Origin of the sequence: Shewanella sp. Isolate13 (assembly GCF_022398325.1) — a bacterium.
GTDB lineage: Bacteria > Pseudomonadota > Gammaproteobacteria > Enterobacterales > Shewanellaceae > Shewanella.
The window spans coordinates 78,858-95,358 of record NZ_JAKEVD010000006.1; the positions used below are offsets into that span (position 1 = coordinate 78,858).

The following is a 16,501-nucleotide window of genomic DNA, read 5'->3' on the forward strand; positions in this document are numbered from 1 at the left end:
TCCTTTTAGCCAACGACAGATGGGAACTTGCAAGTGCAACAGTCGGTACGGAAAAACAGCAGACGCAAAGCCATACGCTTTACTTGTCTCTCACTGCTGCTCTTAATGGCACTTGTGATCCTCGCAGGTGGTCTCGCCCTGTGGAATTACCAAAAGATCACGCTAGCACTAGCCAATCAATTTCTCACCCCATACAAGACTGAAGTCCATCAACTTAGTTTTCGCCCATCAAGCCTAACAAAGTGGCATATATCGGCAGCCGAGTTAACCGTAGATAACAGTGATATAAAGATAAGCAATGCTGATATTGTATTGGCGCAAGATGCAACGCCATGGGCTTTTAAGATTAATGACTTACTAGGTATTCGGGTTGCAAATATCGATGTTAACCTTGCACCAAGCGCATTGACTCTGTCGAGCCAAAACAGCAACGAAAGCGGCCCCACCATTGGGCTCAACTTTGATGCTTTCCCCGATATAGACCTAAAGCAGATACAGATAAGAATAAAAGGCGCCGACCCTCTTGCCCCTGAAATTAAGCTAAACAACCTAAGTTTGAATAAACTTGGGGAGCTTACAAGCGAGATAAAGCTTAATGAGCTAACGCTTGTTGCGTTATCGGCTAAGCTTCAGTCTAAACAGTGGCAAGCAAATACCTATGTAGATTTAAGCTTACTGCAATCGTTTAGTCGTCAATTAGCCGCTGCTGAGCAATCATTGCGAACTAAACAGCAACAGGCAGCTTCCCCAGCGCTGCAAGAGCAGAGTCTTTTAGCTCCACTATATCAATTAACTCAAGCAATAGATGATAAGCATATTCAGCTTGATGCCAAACTCAGCTCTGCATTAAGCCTGAACCTAAAAAATGCCCAGCTAAGCTCCAAACACAGCTTACAAGATACCAAGCTCACTTTTAACGATTTTGCCAAGCAAACACTACAACCATTTAGCCTTGTTGCTGGCACAAGCCAAACACAAGGGCCGGAAGCAAGCCTAAACAACAGGGCCAAAAGCCTCGGCCGATTAGACTTTGAAATTAACGGTCCAATTATTGATCCTAAATTAATCCTTAAGCCGTTCGAGCTCAGCTTTGCTCTTGAAAATAACTTAGCCACCGACAACCTCTTGAATGCCAGTGCCGATGAAAAAAGTAATGCACAATTACAACGATTACTTCAGCAACTTCAGGATCAGTCGTTCGAACAAGCCTTGTTTAACTTGTATCAACAATTACGTCTCGAAGCTAAACAAGCCAAGGTAACTGAGCGCTCCCCCAATCTGCTCATAAGTCTCAATAAAGGCTTAAACTATCAGATTACACAGCAAAAATTACATGTGCCAAGGCTATCACTGCAGATAGAAGACAGTAAGCTTGATGCCAAACTTATCTTTGACGACTTCAATTACCACGCGCCACATAATGAGGGGGCAGCTAGCGATACAGGAAATTACCAGTTCAGTGCTAACTGGGTCATTGAGGCAAAACACAACCAAGCTCTTACCCTCAACAGCTTGTGGCCGAAACTGGCCGCGCTTCCCTACCTAATTGAGTTCGACAGTGCCGCAGTCACCCTAAACGGTCAGCTCAGTGCCAGCCACAACCCACTACAAACAAACTTTGCGGTTGTCATTGCCAGTGGAGCCAATCAAGTCAGCAAAGGCATAAAGCTAGAGAGCACAGTAAAATCAGAGCCGCAAGCGCTACCCAGAGATAAGCCATCGACAACCCAAGCCGCTTCAGCGAGAAATCAAACTCAGATAAGCACGGCTCAAATTAAAAGCACAAAGTTAACCCTAACTTCGCCTGCCGAATACCGTTACCAGCAGAAGCACTTTCAGCCAAACAATGGCAAACCAAATAAAGACCAGAGCCAAACTCGGCTCATCATTCCATCACTGCATTATGAGATCGGCGCTTTAGAAGGTCATTTTCCCCTCAACAATGCCCTTGAAGAGAAGTACAAGCTTAAGCTCGAACAGATGCATTTGGCGCTACATCATGCAGTTTCGCTACAGTTTAGCTCTGGTGCAAATACTACTAATACAAAAGTTACTGAAGACAATACAGACAGTAGCGCTTCAGCCAAGGCAACTGATGACTCAGATTTAGACTTAGACTTAGACTCATCATTTGCATCCAAACTACTGCAACACACGCTCGAGAATCAGGTCGACATATCGGTGACACAGCTTAGCCTCGACAAGTCTGGCTATAATCGAGCCGCTCATTCAAACAGTCATCAAGACAGTCTGAGCGCAAGTAAGCACAAAAGGCGCCACATTAAGCAGAAGCTGGCTCACTTCGACACTATAGAGCTGAGTCAACAGCTGAACCTCAACCGCGAAGGGCTGCACAGTGATGAAAGCTGGAAAATTAACAATCTATATCTCACCAGCCAACATCAATTTACGCCCAAGCCAAAAGACTTGAGCCAATTTAAGTTAATCGGAGACTGGCAGTTTAAGAGTGAGTTTGCACCTATTCTGGCGTTTCTAAGTCAGACAGACAGCTTACCTGAGTCACTCGATATTGAAGGCAATACAGAGCTTGCCATGCACTACCAGCTCAAGAAAAGTCAAGGGTTGGCTTTCGACATGACCCTCGATCCACAGGTTAGCGATATCCAAGGTAGCCTCAACAACCTCCCCTTCGGTGGCGGTAATATGGATACCCAATGCCAGTTTAACTGGCTACAAGATAGCAGCAATAGACGCGAGAGCGCTTTTAACTGCGATAATATAAAGCTATCCCTGCAAGCCTTTAATCCCGGCGTACTGATCACCGATATCGATGCAGAAGCCGCAGTTTCATTTGCCGCAGGCTCTCAAGTAAGGACGCAAGATAGTAAAGAGCAAGGCTTAAACAATATTGCCGATAATGCAGCAGAGCCCAGCAAAGAGAACCTCGCCTTAGCCCTGCAACTACTCGGTGTTAAGCAGGCATCTGTAGGATTGACAGCAAGAGGCGATCTGCTAGGTGGGCAGCTGTTGATCCCGCAGTTTCAACTGAACCTGACTAAACCATCATCAGCCTACTTTGTACTGCAACATATTGACCTAGAACAACTGCTAGCTATCCAACCCCAAGTGGGGATCTACGCCGATGGTATTTTCGATGGCGTCCTGCCCGTGAGTATCGAGCAAGGCAAAGCCAGCGTGAGCGGAGGGAGATTGGCCGCCCGCGCCCCCGGAGGCTTAATTGCCATCAGCAATAATCCTGCGGTAGATCAGATGCGACAAAGCCAGCCCTATCTTGAGTTCGCCTTCTCAGCCCTCGAGCACCTCAATTATTCAGAACTTTCCAGCAGCTTCGATATGGATGCCCAAGGCGATGCCAAGCTCAAGGTGAATGTAAAAGGTCGTAGCAGAGGTATTGAACGACCTATTCACTTCAACTACTCTCAAGAGGAGAACATGTTACAGTTACTCAGAAGTTTACAGATTGGTGATAATTTACAGGATCAGATCGAGCGCGCCGTTAAGTAATCAGCAGTCTCATCAAATAGTTATTAAGAGTTGGCGTATTGTATTCACCACAACAGTAACTAATAATTCAGTTCAGCCTAACCCGATAAGGAAAAGGATAAACCAATGAAAACATTGCACAATCCAAAAGTACTACTCAGTGTAATGCTTGCGTGTTATGCGTTAGTCGGTTGCAGTCCGACCGTTAAGATTGAGCCACCGGATAAACCGATTGTGATTAACCTCAATGTGAAGATTGAGCACGAGATCAAGATCAAAGTCGATAAAGAGTTAGATCAACTCTTAGCCGATGATGAACTATTTTAAGCAAAGGAATTAAAGGAGAACATGATGAAATCAAAATTACTTGTCCTACTTGCTGGCCTAGTACTTAGCTTTAATGCCTTTGCTATTTCCCTGCAAGATGCCAAAGCCCAAGGACTGGTTGGTGAACAGCTTAACGGTTATCTAGGAGTGGTTATAAGCTCCAGCGACGCCAAATCAGTGGTCAGCTCGGTTAATGCTAAGCGTAAGGCCCACTATGAAAAAATCGCTAAAAAGAACAACATATCAGTGAGTGATGTCGCCAAACTCGCCGCGGAGAAAGCGATTGAGGCGACCAAGAAAGGCCACTACATTCAGAATAAGTCAGGGAAGTGGGTTAAGAAGTAGCTCCAAGCTGCAGTTATCTCGCAATGTTTAGTGGCTGCTATTTTAGCGGCCATTAAACAATTTACGTGGTAAGTTACTCATTTGAAGTTCATAAGCAGATAGGAGTTTAGTCGATGAGTAGCCCACTCGGTGGTTTCTATATCTCCTCGCTTAACCGAGGCAAGCAAGCTAAGTTTGATCTGTCGCGTCGGGTACGAGTCCGACTCGATATCAGCCTAGCGTTTATTGAAAAAACCAATGATAGTCATCTACTGGTTTCTGAGAGCCGCAGCTTTTATGTAGGCGAAACACAAACATTCACAGCTAACAGCTGTAATATCGTTCTTGATAGTGGCTTTATCGGCTCAGAGGGAGCAACACCTTGCCATTCCAGTCTGCTAAGTCTTAAGTGCCGGGTTAACGCCGAGCTAAACGGCAACGCGTTTAATGGTCTACAAGAGATTAACCTTTGCCCCAATGAGCCTGTCACATCTTTAATTAACGGCAATGAGCGACTAAGGCTTACCCTGCTTGGCAAGCCTGTTTAACGAATACAGCCTATTTAACTTATCTGACTAAAAAGTGCAGGTCACAACGGATTAAAGTCTTTATCTAGCAAGGACTCTAACAACAAAGCCCCCTGCCCATCGACCCTAAACTGGCCATATTTCGCCCCTTCATATCGCTTTGCCTGACCCTCTTCGAAAAAGTAAGCGTTGCTGGCAAATTTAATCTGATTGTGGCGCACACGATATTGAATATTCACAATTTCATCCGTTGCACTTATGCCGCTTAGGTTCTGCCCAGTTTCTGTTAACGTAACGCTGGCAGACTCCTGATCAACCGAAACCAATGAGGCAACTCGATTGTTATCGAGCCGCACCTGCACTAGCCCCTGTCCAGTCTCCACCTCAAGCAAAGTGCTCAATGGGGCTGCTATGGCATAGTTTAGCGTCATATAATCCCCCTGCATCAGTGAGCGGGGATCGACCGGAGCGAGGGCTAAACGTACCACCTGCCCGTGAGCTAATTGCTGCTCTTTTTGGTAAATGTCCCAATTCACTATGCCCAATACGCTAACAAGCGTTAACAGCAGCACAGAAATAGAAGCGGGTAACTTAAGCCTCATCTGGATGCACTCCATGCTTATCTTCTTTAGGTACTAATTTAACGAGCAGCAGTCTGACCAAAATCAATAACGAGCCCAGCGCGACTAACCAGATCGATTTTTCAAGCAGCGGCAGCTGTAAACTGTAATAATACCAAGTAATAAAGCTGAATATTCCAACCAGCCCGAGTAAGAAAATAGCCCTTTCTCTCACATAAAAGCCCATAATCATAACCAGTACCGCCGAAGATAACCCCGTCATAACAATAGATAATCCCGCCAACAACAGCATAGCAACGACGCTTAGCAGCCCCGGCTTACTGCTAAAGCTTAATGACAGCGAGCGGAAAATTCTTACAACGAGTACAAGCAAGGTAACTAACGTTATAGCGACCGACAGCCCATTACTCCATTGCGCTAATACTGGAAATTTATCATGGTCTAACAGTAGCGTTTGATTGCCTAACAGAGGTAACTGAATAAGTATGACCCACAAACCGAGCATATGGCCAAGGGCATTCATGCGTGCAAAGTGCTTAGCCGTTTTAGCATGATTCAACCAGACAGCGACAAACAGTAACAAGATAAGCACAGGGAGTAACTCAAGCAGTTCTAATTCATATCCAATCCCCACCAGGCAGGCGATAACGCTAAAACTCATGACACATTGATGACTATAGTGTTCAATCGACAGCCAGTGCAGCAGCAAAATACAAGCTAAAGTAAAATACCAAGCTAGCCCTATTTCCCCACCTAAGCTTGGGCTAAACCAATCGGTCATACCATAGGCCAATGACAGTAGGCCACTCAGGCTTAAAGCAAATGCCATCTGGTTGAGAAATAACGACTTGGTAGCACTCACCCTATAAAGATACACCGCTAAGCCTGCATAAGTAATTCCGACTAATGTGGCGAACCCCGTGTCTAAACCATCGAAGAATAATCCAAAGAAGGTTATGCTAAAGGCAAGGATAAACAGTGATGCAACCCAGGCTGCGAATGTTTGCAGCAGTTGAACATACCAAGGAGTCGTTTGAAGGGGCTTTGGCATTTCATTCTGACAGGTCAATCCCTCGGCGGCTAATCTAGACCACAACTTTGCTGGAGCCCCCTTATTATCTTCGAATACGCTATGCATGGTGCCGCCCCTCCTCTTGAAAAGAGCGATGGCGGGTTCTAAGCCAGATGGTGAGCCAAGTCGTTAAGCCAATGATGGTCAAGCCCACCACTAAAAATAACCCCACCGGCTCACTGGTTTCAAACATTAATCGTATCAATAGGCTATTCATAACCGCGACCAGACTAAAGCCGCCTATAGCCAGCACAAATATCTGCTTCAATACAAAATTGTAAAGCCAATATCCTGCAGCGAGCAGCCCAAAGTATACCGCTAACCAAACGCGGCTCTGCTCATCAAAAATAGCTTCAACTGCAAGCAAGCTCATACATAGCACAGCGATAGCTATGGTGATCTGCTGTAATATAGGGGCCTCAAAGCGCTTAATAAGCGACGTGTGTCCTTCCAATAGCCCGAGTTTGCCACCGAGTAACATAACGCCTAGATGCAGTAAAAGATTTAGTATCAATAGTGGTGCCAAAACGAGATCGAATAAGAAAAGTCGAGCAAACAAGCCCGGAAACGTTTGATAAAAAAGCACGACGGATAGATTGAGCAGTAAACCTTGTAACAGCCATAGCAGCTCGGAGCCTGCCAGCCAAGCAATAGGCAAAGTAAGTAGCGCCCATAGTGCAAATAATTGCCAAGGGTCGGCACCAGTTTGATAAGTCTGCCCCACCAGCGCCAGCAAACTACCTATGATTATCGATACGGCGAATAACGCCGCATTAGCCGAGGTATAACCAAACCCAAGTCTATCGCCATTTTTCACTGCGCGATAACGCAAAATGAGATAAAGAGCCACGACTATAACTAGGCAAGACTCTACCAAGGCAAAGCGCTCAAACCTACCCATACTTTGCCAGTTAGCAGCAATAAAAAACACAAGACCCGAGCCGATAAGGAGCGCAGCTCCCCAAGTGAGCAGCAGCTCGATTAAAGCCCGCCACTGCAATTGGCTTGGCAAATTTTCGCCATCACAAGCAAGCGACAACGCTTGCAAAAGCGACTCTTTAGCTATTGCCTGCTGCTTAAACCAGCCCCAAACCACCGACTTTACACTGTTCAACCGAGTTATCCCTCTCTCATTTTCCTAAAATGGCTAGCCTAATATTAATCTTCAAGATCTGGTTTCTCAATCACATAAGCAGCCGCGCCGACTAGAATCACAAAAAGGTGCACAAAGGCACCTTTTCGCTATAAGAATTGTCGCCTTAGTTTACTTCTCAGGACTGTCGACAGGCTCATCATTCGATGCTTGAGGTAACGCTGCAGGACTCTCTTCGCTATTGAGCCAAGTCAAAAATAGCTCATACCAAATAGCCAAAATAACCGCACCTAAAAACAGCCCGATGATCCCCGCCGTTATCATGCCACCAATCGCCCCGATAAGGATCACCGGCATTGGAACATCGACGCCTCGTCCCATTAACATAGGTTTTAACAAGCTATCGGAAAGCCCTGCGATGATCACCCATACCGTAAATATGGTCGCCGGGGTGGAATCATGGGTTGAAAAAACATAAAAAATAAGCGGCAGCACGACAATAAGTGGCGGCAGCTGTGCGATACCAAAAATAAACACTATGACGGTAAACAAACCTGCCGCAGGAATGCTAAAGGCAAACAACGCCGAGCCGATCAATAGCGACTGGATAAATGCCACCCCAACCACACCCAGCAATACGCTGCGAATTGTGGCTGCAGTTAAACTAGTCCACTCTTCACCATGGGGACCAACAACACGCATCGCAACTGTACTCACTGCGGTCGAACACTTTTCCGCATGAGCCATAAAACCACCGGCAATTGCCAGTGAGATAATAAACATCACTAAGCTACCTAAACTGCTGCCCAACATACCCGCGGCGGCTGACACCCCGGTTTTGATTTGCGGCAAGAAGTGCAACAAGGCTTTTTCTAAGTTAGTGGCGAACAGTGCCCACACTTCAAATAACTTATCGCCAATCAAAGGAATATCGGCAACTTTTTGTGTGGGGCCTGGGATGTCGACATTCCCAGACTGTAGCATCTCAACCGTACGTGACACGCCATCGAAGAGTGAGCTTGATACCATCCAGAACGGCGCGATGAGCAGTATGATCCCCGCCAAGGCCAGAATAGTGGCAGCAATGCCCCTTCGGCCCTTCAAGGCACGTTCAAGTTTTGTTGTCATCGGCATCAGGGCAACCGCAATTATCGCTCCCCATAGCACAGGAATAACAAACGGCTTGATGATATCGAAGGTCCAAACAACCAGTATAAACAACAAGCCTATTCGAATCGCCGACTCCACCATGTTCGCGACGAACAATTTACTTTGATTATGTTGCATAGGGTTTTCCATATTAACGTTCCTGTTGTGGATCTTTTTGAGCCAGCCCAGCGCTCACTAGACTTGCAACGACAATCGCCATGTAAAATACACCTGCAATTGCCTCCATATATACTGCAACCTGAGCAAACGGCGTATTAGGACTAATATCGCCATAACCTAATGTGGTCAGGGTAACAAAGCTAAAATAGGCCATCTGAGAAAAATTTTGTCCCCAAGCACTTTGATCTATCCCGGAAAATGCATTAGGCGATAATGCCAATATTAGGAGGTAAACCAATGCCCACATCAGGCCTAAGAGTAGAAAAAGTGCGATGGAACCCACGACTTGGTTACCGTTTACAGAGCCTGCAAACAGTACTTGCCTTGCAATAGAGCTAAAGGTGCCCCAGAAAAAGGCGAACATTAACCCAAGCATAAATAGATCAAGGTGAGGGATAGTGATAAAGCGTTTGCTGATAGCCGTCACCAGCCAGATAACTATGAGCACTTGCATAAAACGCTTCCAGCTCTTATCGACCCCTAGACTCACCACACAAACCAAAAAGGTAATGGCAATAACACCTTCGAGTAAGGATTCCAGCATGCCCCCCATCAGAGATTTAGCCAAAGATGCACTCAACAGCAACACCACAAGCGCAGCCGTCATGTAATAGAAGTTATTCTGTTTATTGATTCTTCGTTGGGTCAAGCTATCGCTTCCTTTCTGTTACTGTCTATTCTGTAAAAAAATAGCCAATCCATTTGTGAATGCTTCTAATACAATAGCTTAGTTTGCCGCCAAATACCGAATATTTTTAACATGTGCACTACCGATTCATTCGCCCATATGAGCCTAACTCACCCTGCCTTCACTTAAGCGATGATGGAATTCAAGCAATAAAAAGCCCGCGATAAACATCGCGGGCTCTTTGAAAGCTGACATGTTTAATCCCGCTGCAGAGCGATAATTGGGTCAAGCTTGGCTGCCTTATTCGCAGGATAGAGTCCAAAACCAACACCAATTGTCATACAGACCCCAAGTGCTAACAGAATCGAAAAGGGAGACCAAGCCACAGGCCAACCCGCGGCCGAGGAGATAATCAATGCGAGCAATAGCCCAACACCGATACCAATAATGCCGCCCGTACCCGATATGGCAATACTCTCGATGAGAAACTGACGTGCAATATCTTTACGCTTAGCCCCTAACGCACGTAGTAGACCTATCTCCCCGGTACGCTCTAAAATGGTTGCGAGCATAATATTCATGATGCCGATCCCGCCAACCAGCAGGGATATGCCTGCAACACAGGCCATCACGATATTAAAGATTTGCTGAGTTTTCTGGTGTTGGGCAAGCAAGTCCGCTGGAACCACTACATCGAAATCTTTTTCGCCCCCATGACGCCGATTAAGCAAATGTTGTAAGCTTTTTGCTGCCAAGGAAGGCTCAATACCATCGGCGAGCGCTAACTTAAATGAATCGAGTTCATTCTCTAGGGTATTAAAGTGCATCTTTTTGAGCGCAGTGGTTAGCGGAATAAACACTTGATTGCGCTCACCGCCTAACTTCACCCCTTGAATACTCGCCTTGCTGCTCTCTTTCTCCGACAGCACCCCCACAACGCTGAACCATTGATGGTTCACCTTTATTAGGCTGCCAATCGCACTACCTTGGGGAAATAGGCTTCTCGCCGCCTCGGGACCAAGTACTGCAACCTGCTGGTAATAAGCTTCATCCTTTTCGTTAAGGGTGCGCCCCTCCCCTAATGGCAAAGCACTGAGCTCAAAATAACTAGGAGTGACACCTAAAACCTGTGCGTCACTGCGACCTTTAAGACTAAATAGGCTGAATACTTTAACCTTCTTCTCGGCGCTCCAATTCTGAACGAATGGTAAGGTATCGCGGGCACTATCTATGTCTCTAAGACTGAGGCCTATACTGTGTTCTCGAACCGACTTTAGCGCCTCACCCTCGGCGCTACGAGCATTAACCACCAAGTTTTTAACGCCCATCGATTCGATCATCTTTAAGGCTTCGCGCTCGGCGCCTTCCCCCACGCTGAGCATGGCGATGACAGCGCCAACGCCGAAGATCATCCCCAGCAACGTCAAGGACGTCCGTAGTTTATGATGACGCATCTCATCAAAAGCCTGCTTTATGCCTTCCCAGTACACAGCTAAGGGTAAGCCCGCTTTCTTCATCGACTTATTATTAAATCTTTGTTCTATCTTCACTGGCACTCTATTGACGGTCATACTCGATTCCTTTTCGGCGGAGTGGTCAGCGCGATAACATCGCCTTGCTCTAATCCTTCGGTGACAACTGTCCTATTTAAACTGCGATTGCCTAATTTAACCGTTCGCTTTGCAAAGCCTGCCGATGTCTTTATGTAAACCCAGTATTCACCCGATTTTTGAAACAGTGCTTGATTCGGTACGGTAACCACATCGTTCAGATCCAGCGCGTGTACCATGGCATTAACTTGTCGTCCTGGCTGCATGATTTCCGTCAACGTCTTATCCAACGTCACTGTGATCTGAAAATAGTTAACCGGGCTATCTTGCTCTTTGGCTTTTGCCAAAGCATCGAGTTGGGTCAAGGTGCCAGTAATCGGCAATTCAGGATAAGCATCTAGGTGCAAGGTGACAGGTTTGCCTACCGCTAAACCTAAGGCCTCTGACTCCAAGACATATAACTTAGCCTGCATCTTTGAGGTATCGGGTAGCAGACCGATAGTCATCCCCGACCACATCATATCTCCTGCGACAGGTAAGGCGCCGTTCCAGCCAGCTTGCGCCACAAATAGACCATCATGGGGCGCCACAATTTCCATCTGCTTTAAGTTACTGGAGTAGCGGCTCATCTTAGCCTTATGCCCCTTCTGCTTAAGCTTGATTAGCTCTTGCTCCGCCTGCGCTTGTGATCCATGTTGACCTAATCCCCAGTCGTAAAACTGCATTTTAGCTTCTAGGTAATCTTGGTTGCGCATCTGGTCGATAATATCGATTTTTGTATAAACACGTTCATCGTCACTGAAGAAACGTTCGGCTAAATCTTGTTCCTGAGCGGTCACCTTAGTGTCGGTGTTCAAACTCTTATCTATGGTCTTGTCTTTTTGTGTCTGGATTTGACTGTCTAGACCTAAACGGTCGTAATCAAGCTGCTCCATCTCTAACTTGAAGCTCTCTCGAGTCGAGTCCATTTTAGCCACGACATCACCCGCTTTAACTTCACTAAAGTTATCGATAATCCAAGCGAGAGACTGCGGACCACGAAGTCCTGTAGGAACGTTGACTGTCGTCGAGTTGCTTGCCTCTAACTCGCCAGATGCAGGAATATCGACTTTAAAGTCGGAACGATTCACTTCGACAGTTAATACTCCTGCATTATCTGCTCCGCCGCAGCCACTCAGTCCAATCGCTGACACCACAAATACACTGGCTAAAATTTGTCTGCAGGCTTTAACAGGCTTTAGCACCCCCCTTTTGCTCTCTTGTCCTATCATGGCAGTAATACCTCTTCACCCTCTTTTAACCCTGAGGTAATTGTTACCCGCTCCTTACCCATAGCACCTAGCGCAACATATTGTTTTGTACTTCTAAATAACCCAGGCTTCAATACATATGCCTGACCTCGGTCGTAATGAACCGCATCGAGAGACAGTAATAAATCTGGGCTGTTATTGGTTATATCGATGCTGATCTTCGCCGTCATCCCGGGGCGCATAAGCTCGGTATCCGGCTGTGCTATGCTGGCTACGGCATCGAAGATCACCAACGGCACATCTTGATTTTTCACTCTAAATACAGCGCCAAGCTCAATGATCTCGCCGTTAAAACTCTTTTCAGGGTTAGCATCGAGGCGGATCTTCAACTTTTGACCCACTTTAACTCGTCCCGCTTCCACCTCTGGAATGGTCATATTCACCTGCATATGTTGCAGATCCGGAATACTAAGTACCGAATCACCAACGAAGATATTTTGCCCCTCGGCGACCTTATTACCCTGCTGATCGTTGCCATAGACCACCATACCATCACGCGGCGCAATGAGTGTCATCGACTGTATGCCCTTCTCTAGCGTCGACACTTCGGCGGCAAACTTTTGTTGATCGCCAGCCAACATTTTCATTCGCTGCTCGGCGCCTTTGATCTCAAGCTCAATCTTTTGATTGATCAGAGTGACACGATCTTTGGCAATAACGGCATCTCTTAAGTATTTCTGCTTGTCGATGACGGAGACGGTTTCATCAGAGATATCCACTTTCATCTGACTCTTCTCTTGATTCATCTTAGCTTCGGCAAGTTCAAGTTTTAGCTCCTCAAGCTTCTTGGCATTTCTAAGCTTTGAGGTCTCGATATCTTGAATTGTCGTCTCTAATTCTGCAGCCTTAACCGATAGTCTTTGGCTCAGGTTGGAGGTGTCTAATTGAGCAACCCTATCGCCCTTTTTCACCTCACTGCCTTCTGGCGCTAACATTTTCACCTGGTATTGCCATACTCTGCGCAGAGCCGGTGGTTTAAGACTCACAGTATTTGCCGAAACCAGCTCACCTGTCACCTCTATCTGCTGCTCTAACACTCCGGTTTCGGCCTTGGTGATCGCTGAGTCTTGGCAAGCGGTTAGAAATGTGCCAAGCACCAATACACTGATTAGATTAAACTTCATGATGGTGTCACTCCAGCTTCGACTAACACGCTCATTCCAGGAATAATTTCCACACGCTCATCTGGACTGAACTTAATCGACACTCTAAACCAGTTACTGTTGCCCCATGCCGTCTGCTTTTTGGCCTGACGGCTAACCTCGGCCACATTACCACTAAGCACCACTTGAGACTGAGAATCGAGCCTTAAGCGCACCGGCTCGCCTAGCTTAATCCGGTCAACATCGACCTCATTCACCCAAGCGATAATTTCAAGATCGTTTAACGCCGGAATCGTGACCACTTGACGGCCGATTCTGGCGTTGTCACCGACGGCATATTTTTTATCTGTCCATGGATCTCTTGAATAGAGCACAGGCCCTGCAATTTCGGCGCGGATCTCAAGTTGCTCAAGCCCTAACAGCGCCTGTGAAAGCTCCAGTTCGGCGCGTTTTTTATCGATAGCAAGCTGTGAAAGGGACGCTTTACGCTTATCTTGGATCTCGCTTAAGGCTTGGCGCTTCTTGGCAAGTTCCGACTCCGCCTTGAGTTGATTAAACTGATTATCGGCATAGTCTTTTGCAGCGATAAAGTCTGCAGGGATAGCGGCATCAAGCTCGGCTTTTTCAAGTTCGAGTTTAGCCTGTTTGAGTTCAAACTGAGCCTGTAATAACTGTGCATTTAGCTCAATAGACTGGCTTTGCTCCTGAGCTTTGACCCTTAATAAACTGCCTTCCAACTGCTCGATACGATTGTCGATTTCGCTTTTATCGAAGATCACTACCACTTGGCCCGGCTCCGCCAAGCTGCCTTCAGGCATCATCCACTGAATTTGATAAAGCCAGGTATCGCCAGCTTTCGGTACAATAAACGCCTGCGAAACAACCGAGGCAACCTGTCCTGTAAGCAATAAGGGCATCGACTCACTGCTATTGATTGACGCTGTCTCACCTTCCAAAACTGCTGCGATGGGCTGCTCAGAGCTTGCAACAGCCTTAGTACTTAGAGCAGAACTCATCAAAAATGTGACTGATAAGCCCAGCGCTAAGTTAACTAGTGCTAAGTTAAATCGCTTGCAACGGCTCCCAGCCATGACCTTTGGCTTCTTGTTGACATTAAGCGGCATTTTCACCTCTTTCCTCTATCTCAACGATATCGCCATCTCGCATGCGGATAATGCGCTGAGCATAAGCGGCGACCTCCTCTTCATGAGTCACTAAGATGATGGTCTGGCCGGCTTTATGCAGCTCGGTAAACAGCGCCATAATCTCAACCGAAGTTTTACTATCGAGCGCGCCAGTTGGCTCATCGGCCAACAAAATCGCCGGCTTATTCACTAAAGAGCGAGCAATGGCGACACGCTGTCTTTGACCACCGGATAACTGGTTAGGCCGATGATCATGACGGGCTCCGAGTCCAACACGTTTTAGCAGCTCGAGGGCATAGCCCTTATCTTGTTCGGCTTCGGCTGAAAACCTTAAGGGAAGCAACACGTTTTGCAGCGCAGATAAACGCGGTAACAGATGAAAGCTTTGGAACACAAAGCCTATCTCCTTGTTGCGCACAGCAGACAAGGCATCATCATCTAATTCGGCGACCTGTTGATCATTTAAGCTATAACAGCCCGAAGTAGGCTTATCGAGACAACCTATGATGTTCATTAAGGTCGACTTGCCTGAGCCTGATGGCCCCATAATGGCGACGAACTCATTTCTCGCAATAGAGAAACTCACCCCATTGAGCGCTTTCACGCAGCTGTCGCCCATTGGGTACTGTTTGGTTAATTCATGAACTTTAATCATAAAGTGCTCATATGGCTGGATTAACAATCATCATAGATAAGCCCTATCATACAGATAAGCGCTAGTTAGCTAATTGGTTAATCTGCAAAAATTTGTAAATTATCGTCATTTTATCTATCGGACAACGATAGTGACTCAATGTTCGAAAGGAAAGGCTAAAATCGATAAGAGAAGAGCTTTAAGGCGCATTAACATTACAGCAGGGCATGGTATTATCCTTGTTTTAGCGATCCCAATCCTTATGGGATCATCGGCTTAAGCTACATAGACGCATGTCAAAACACAAGTCATGTCATACTGAAATGGCGCGACTTGAAGGATATTCACCTAGACAGTTCATCTAACCGACTTTAGTTGCAAAGGGCTCCGGCTAAGGTAAAACCTGCAAGCAGCACAAAAAACATCCATTGAAATAGTCGCTTAAGCGGCGCCTCAAGATCACTCATAAAACCGATATAGATTTGCCAAATGGCAAACAAGACGAAATTAAGCGCAATAAACAGCAATACCCCAAAACTTTGCATCGGTGAGATAGCCTCAAAACCGCAGCTTAATAGCACCAAGCTAGACAGAACTAAAAAAACTGACACATAGTGAAAGAGACAATGCATCACCGCCTTAGCCCCTGCATCAAAATCTGCATCTAGCACAGGCTTTAAATAGTGAGTACGGCCATAAGTAAAGTGGCCAACTGCGGTTATGACGGCAATGATGCCCGCAGTCAGTAGGTAAAAATTCATCAGCTACTCCAAAACAGATTAACGTACGACAAGACGCTAAGACTTGGAAAACAACTTACTCAAGCCATTAGCTATCAGTAGTAGACAGGAAATTCGTAAAAATTCTTACAACAAAACTCACGTTAAAAACCAAAAGAGCAACCTAATGAATATGATTGCTCTATTGTGATTGCTCAATTATTAGAGGTAGTTGAGTATCAAGGCTTAAGCCTTACATAGTCACCATGCTCCAGTAATCGAGACGCTTTTCTGGCTCAGCCAGTATGCTTTTACACGTCTCTTTATACTTCCCCATCAGAGAACCTAAGCTTTTTTCGTTTGGCATCGCCGCTCTATGCTTCTGTGCAGCGGCCGTGATAGCCGCAGAGACCTGCTCTTCTGTATGAAACTGTTTCGCAAGCTGTTCGGCTTGCTCACCTGATAGCTTTAACCGCTCTACCACAGCCGCCATTTGGGGCGCATCCATCGCAGAAATGGCGTCGGTTGCGATATGGTAATAGGCTGCGCAATCGGCAAGCTCGCTAACAAAGGCGTCTTCCGCCTCCCCAGCCAGGCTATTAAAAGACAGTGCACTGGCACCGAGTACAATGATGGTGAGTGGGATCTTTGCAAACATCGAAGGTTATCCTTTTCTTTTTAGTTGCGAATAGTT

Annotated in this window: 16 protein-coding genes; 4 read left to right on the plus strand and 12 right to left on the minus strand. The window is 46.3% G+C overall.

What is annotated here, in order from left to right; all coding sequences use genetic code 11:
* Positions 1-33 precede the first annotated feature (33 nt).
* From L1D44_RS05930 to L1D44_RS05945, 4 genes are all read left to right on the plus strand, one after another.
* Entirely contained in the window at positions 34-3,486 is a 3,453-nt protein-coding gene (locus L1D44_RS05930; RefSeq protein ID WP_239889292.1) for a YdbH domain-containing protein, read from the plus strand.
* A 105-nt stretch (positions 3,487-3,591) separates the two neighbouring features.
* Entirely contained in the window at positions 3,592-3,792 is a 201-nt protein-coding gene (locus L1D44_RS05935; protein WP_220767666.1) for a YnbE family lipoprotein, read from the plus strand.
* Positions 3,793-3,816: 24 nt separating this feature from the next.
* Positions 3,817-4,137, plus strand: a complete 321-nt coding sequence (locus L1D44_RS05940; RefSeq protein WP_239889357.1) for a YdbL family protein — start codon at positions 3,817-3,819, stop codon at positions 4,135-4,137.
* 113 nt (positions 4,138-4,250) lie between these two features.
* Complete coding sequence (locus tag L1D44_RS05945; RefSeq protein WP_239889293.1) at positions 4,251-4,664, plus strand: hypothetical protein; 414 nt, start codon at positions 4,251-4,253, stop codon at positions 4,662-4,664.
* 41 nt (positions 4,665-4,705) lie between these two features.
* On the opposite strand, the gene L1D44_RS05950 is transcribed toward L1D44_RS05945, so the two are convergent.
* The 12 genes from L1D44_RS05950 to L1D44_RS06005 form a co-directional block, all read right to left on the minus strand.
* Entirely contained in the window at positions 4,706-5,245 is a 540-nt protein-coding gene (locus L1D44_RS05950) for a GDYXXLXY domain-containing protein (protein ID WP_239889294.1), read from the minus strand.
* Positions 5,235-6,362, minus strand: a complete 1,128-nt coding sequence (locus tag L1D44_RS05955; RefSeq protein WP_239889295.1) for a DUF4401 domain-containing protein — start codon at positions 6,360-6,362, stop codon at positions 5,235-5,237. The genes L1D44_RS05950 and L1D44_RS05955 overlap by 11 nt, the downstream gene beginning before the upstream one ends.
* Positions 6,355-7,410 (minus strand): DUF2157 domain-containing protein, encoded by a 1,056-nt coding sequence (locus L1D44_RS05960; protein ID WP_239889296.1) that lies wholly within the window; start codon positions 7,408-7,410, stop codon positions 6,355-6,357. The genes L1D44_RS05955 and L1D44_RS05960 overlap by 8 nt, the downstream gene beginning before the upstream one ends.
* A 150-nt stretch (positions 7,411-7,560) precedes the next feature.
* Positions 7,561-8,676 carry an AI-2E family transporter gene (locus tag L1D44_RS05965; RefSeq protein WP_239889297.1) on the minus strand — a complete coding sequence of 372 codons (1,116 nt, stop codon included), beginning with the start codon at positions 8,674-8,676 and terminating at the stop codon, positions 7,561-7,563.
* A gap of 13 nt (positions 8,677-8,689) precedes the next feature.
* Positions 8,690-9,367, minus strand: a complete 678-nt coding sequence (locus L1D44_RS05970; RefSeq protein WP_239889298.1) for a potassium channel family protein — start codon at positions 9,365-9,367, stop codon at positions 8,690-8,692.
* Between the two features lie 236 nt (positions 9,368-9,603).
* Positions 9,604-10,863: an ABC transporter permease gene (locus L1D44_RS05975; RefSeq protein WP_239889358.1), complete on the minus strand. Its 1,260-nt coding sequence runs from the start codon at positions 10,861-10,863 to the stop codon at positions 9,604-9,606.
* 50 nt (positions 10,864-10,913) lie between these two features.
* Positions 10,914-12,167, minus strand: coding sequence for an HlyD family efflux transporter periplasmic adaptor subunit (locus tag L1D44_RS05980; RefSeq protein ID WP_239889299.1), 1,254 nt, complete (start codon positions 12,165-12,167; stop codon positions 10,914-10,916).
* Complete coding sequence (locus L1D44_RS05985; protein WP_239889300.1) at positions 12,164-13,330, minus strand: efflux RND transporter periplasmic adaptor subunit; 1,167 nt, start codon at positions 13,328-13,330, stop codon at positions 12,164-12,166. Before L1D44_RS05985 ends, L1D44_RS05980 begins: the two co-directional genes overlap by 4 nt.
* Positions 13,327-14,433 (minus strand): HlyD family efflux transporter periplasmic adaptor subunit, encoded by a 1,107-nt coding sequence (locus L1D44_RS05990; protein ID WP_239889301.1) that lies wholly within the window; start codon positions 14,431-14,433, stop codon positions 13,327-13,329. Before L1D44_RS05990 ends, L1D44_RS05985 begins: the two co-directional genes overlap by 4 nt.
* Positions 14,423-15,109, minus strand: coding sequence for an ABC transporter ATP-binding protein (locus L1D44_RS05995; RefSeq protein ID WP_239889302.1), 687 nt, complete (start codon positions 15,107-15,109; stop codon positions 14,423-14,425). The genes L1D44_RS05990 and L1D44_RS05995 overlap by 11 nt, the downstream gene beginning before the upstream one ends.
* Before the next feature lie 350 nt (positions 15,110-15,459).
* Positions 15,460-15,849, minus strand: coding sequence for a hypothetical protein (locus L1D44_RS06000; protein ID WP_239889303.1), 390 nt, complete (start codon positions 15,847-15,849; stop codon positions 15,460-15,462).
* Between the two features lie 211 nt (positions 15,850-16,060).
* The gene (locus L1D44_RS06005) at positions 16,061-16,465 is read right to left on the minus strand and encodes a hypothetical protein (protein WP_239889304.1); all 405 of its coding nucleotides are present in this window, start codon (positions 16,463-16,465) and stop codon (positions 16,061-16,063) included.
* Positions 16,466-16,501: the final 36 nt, after the last annotated feature.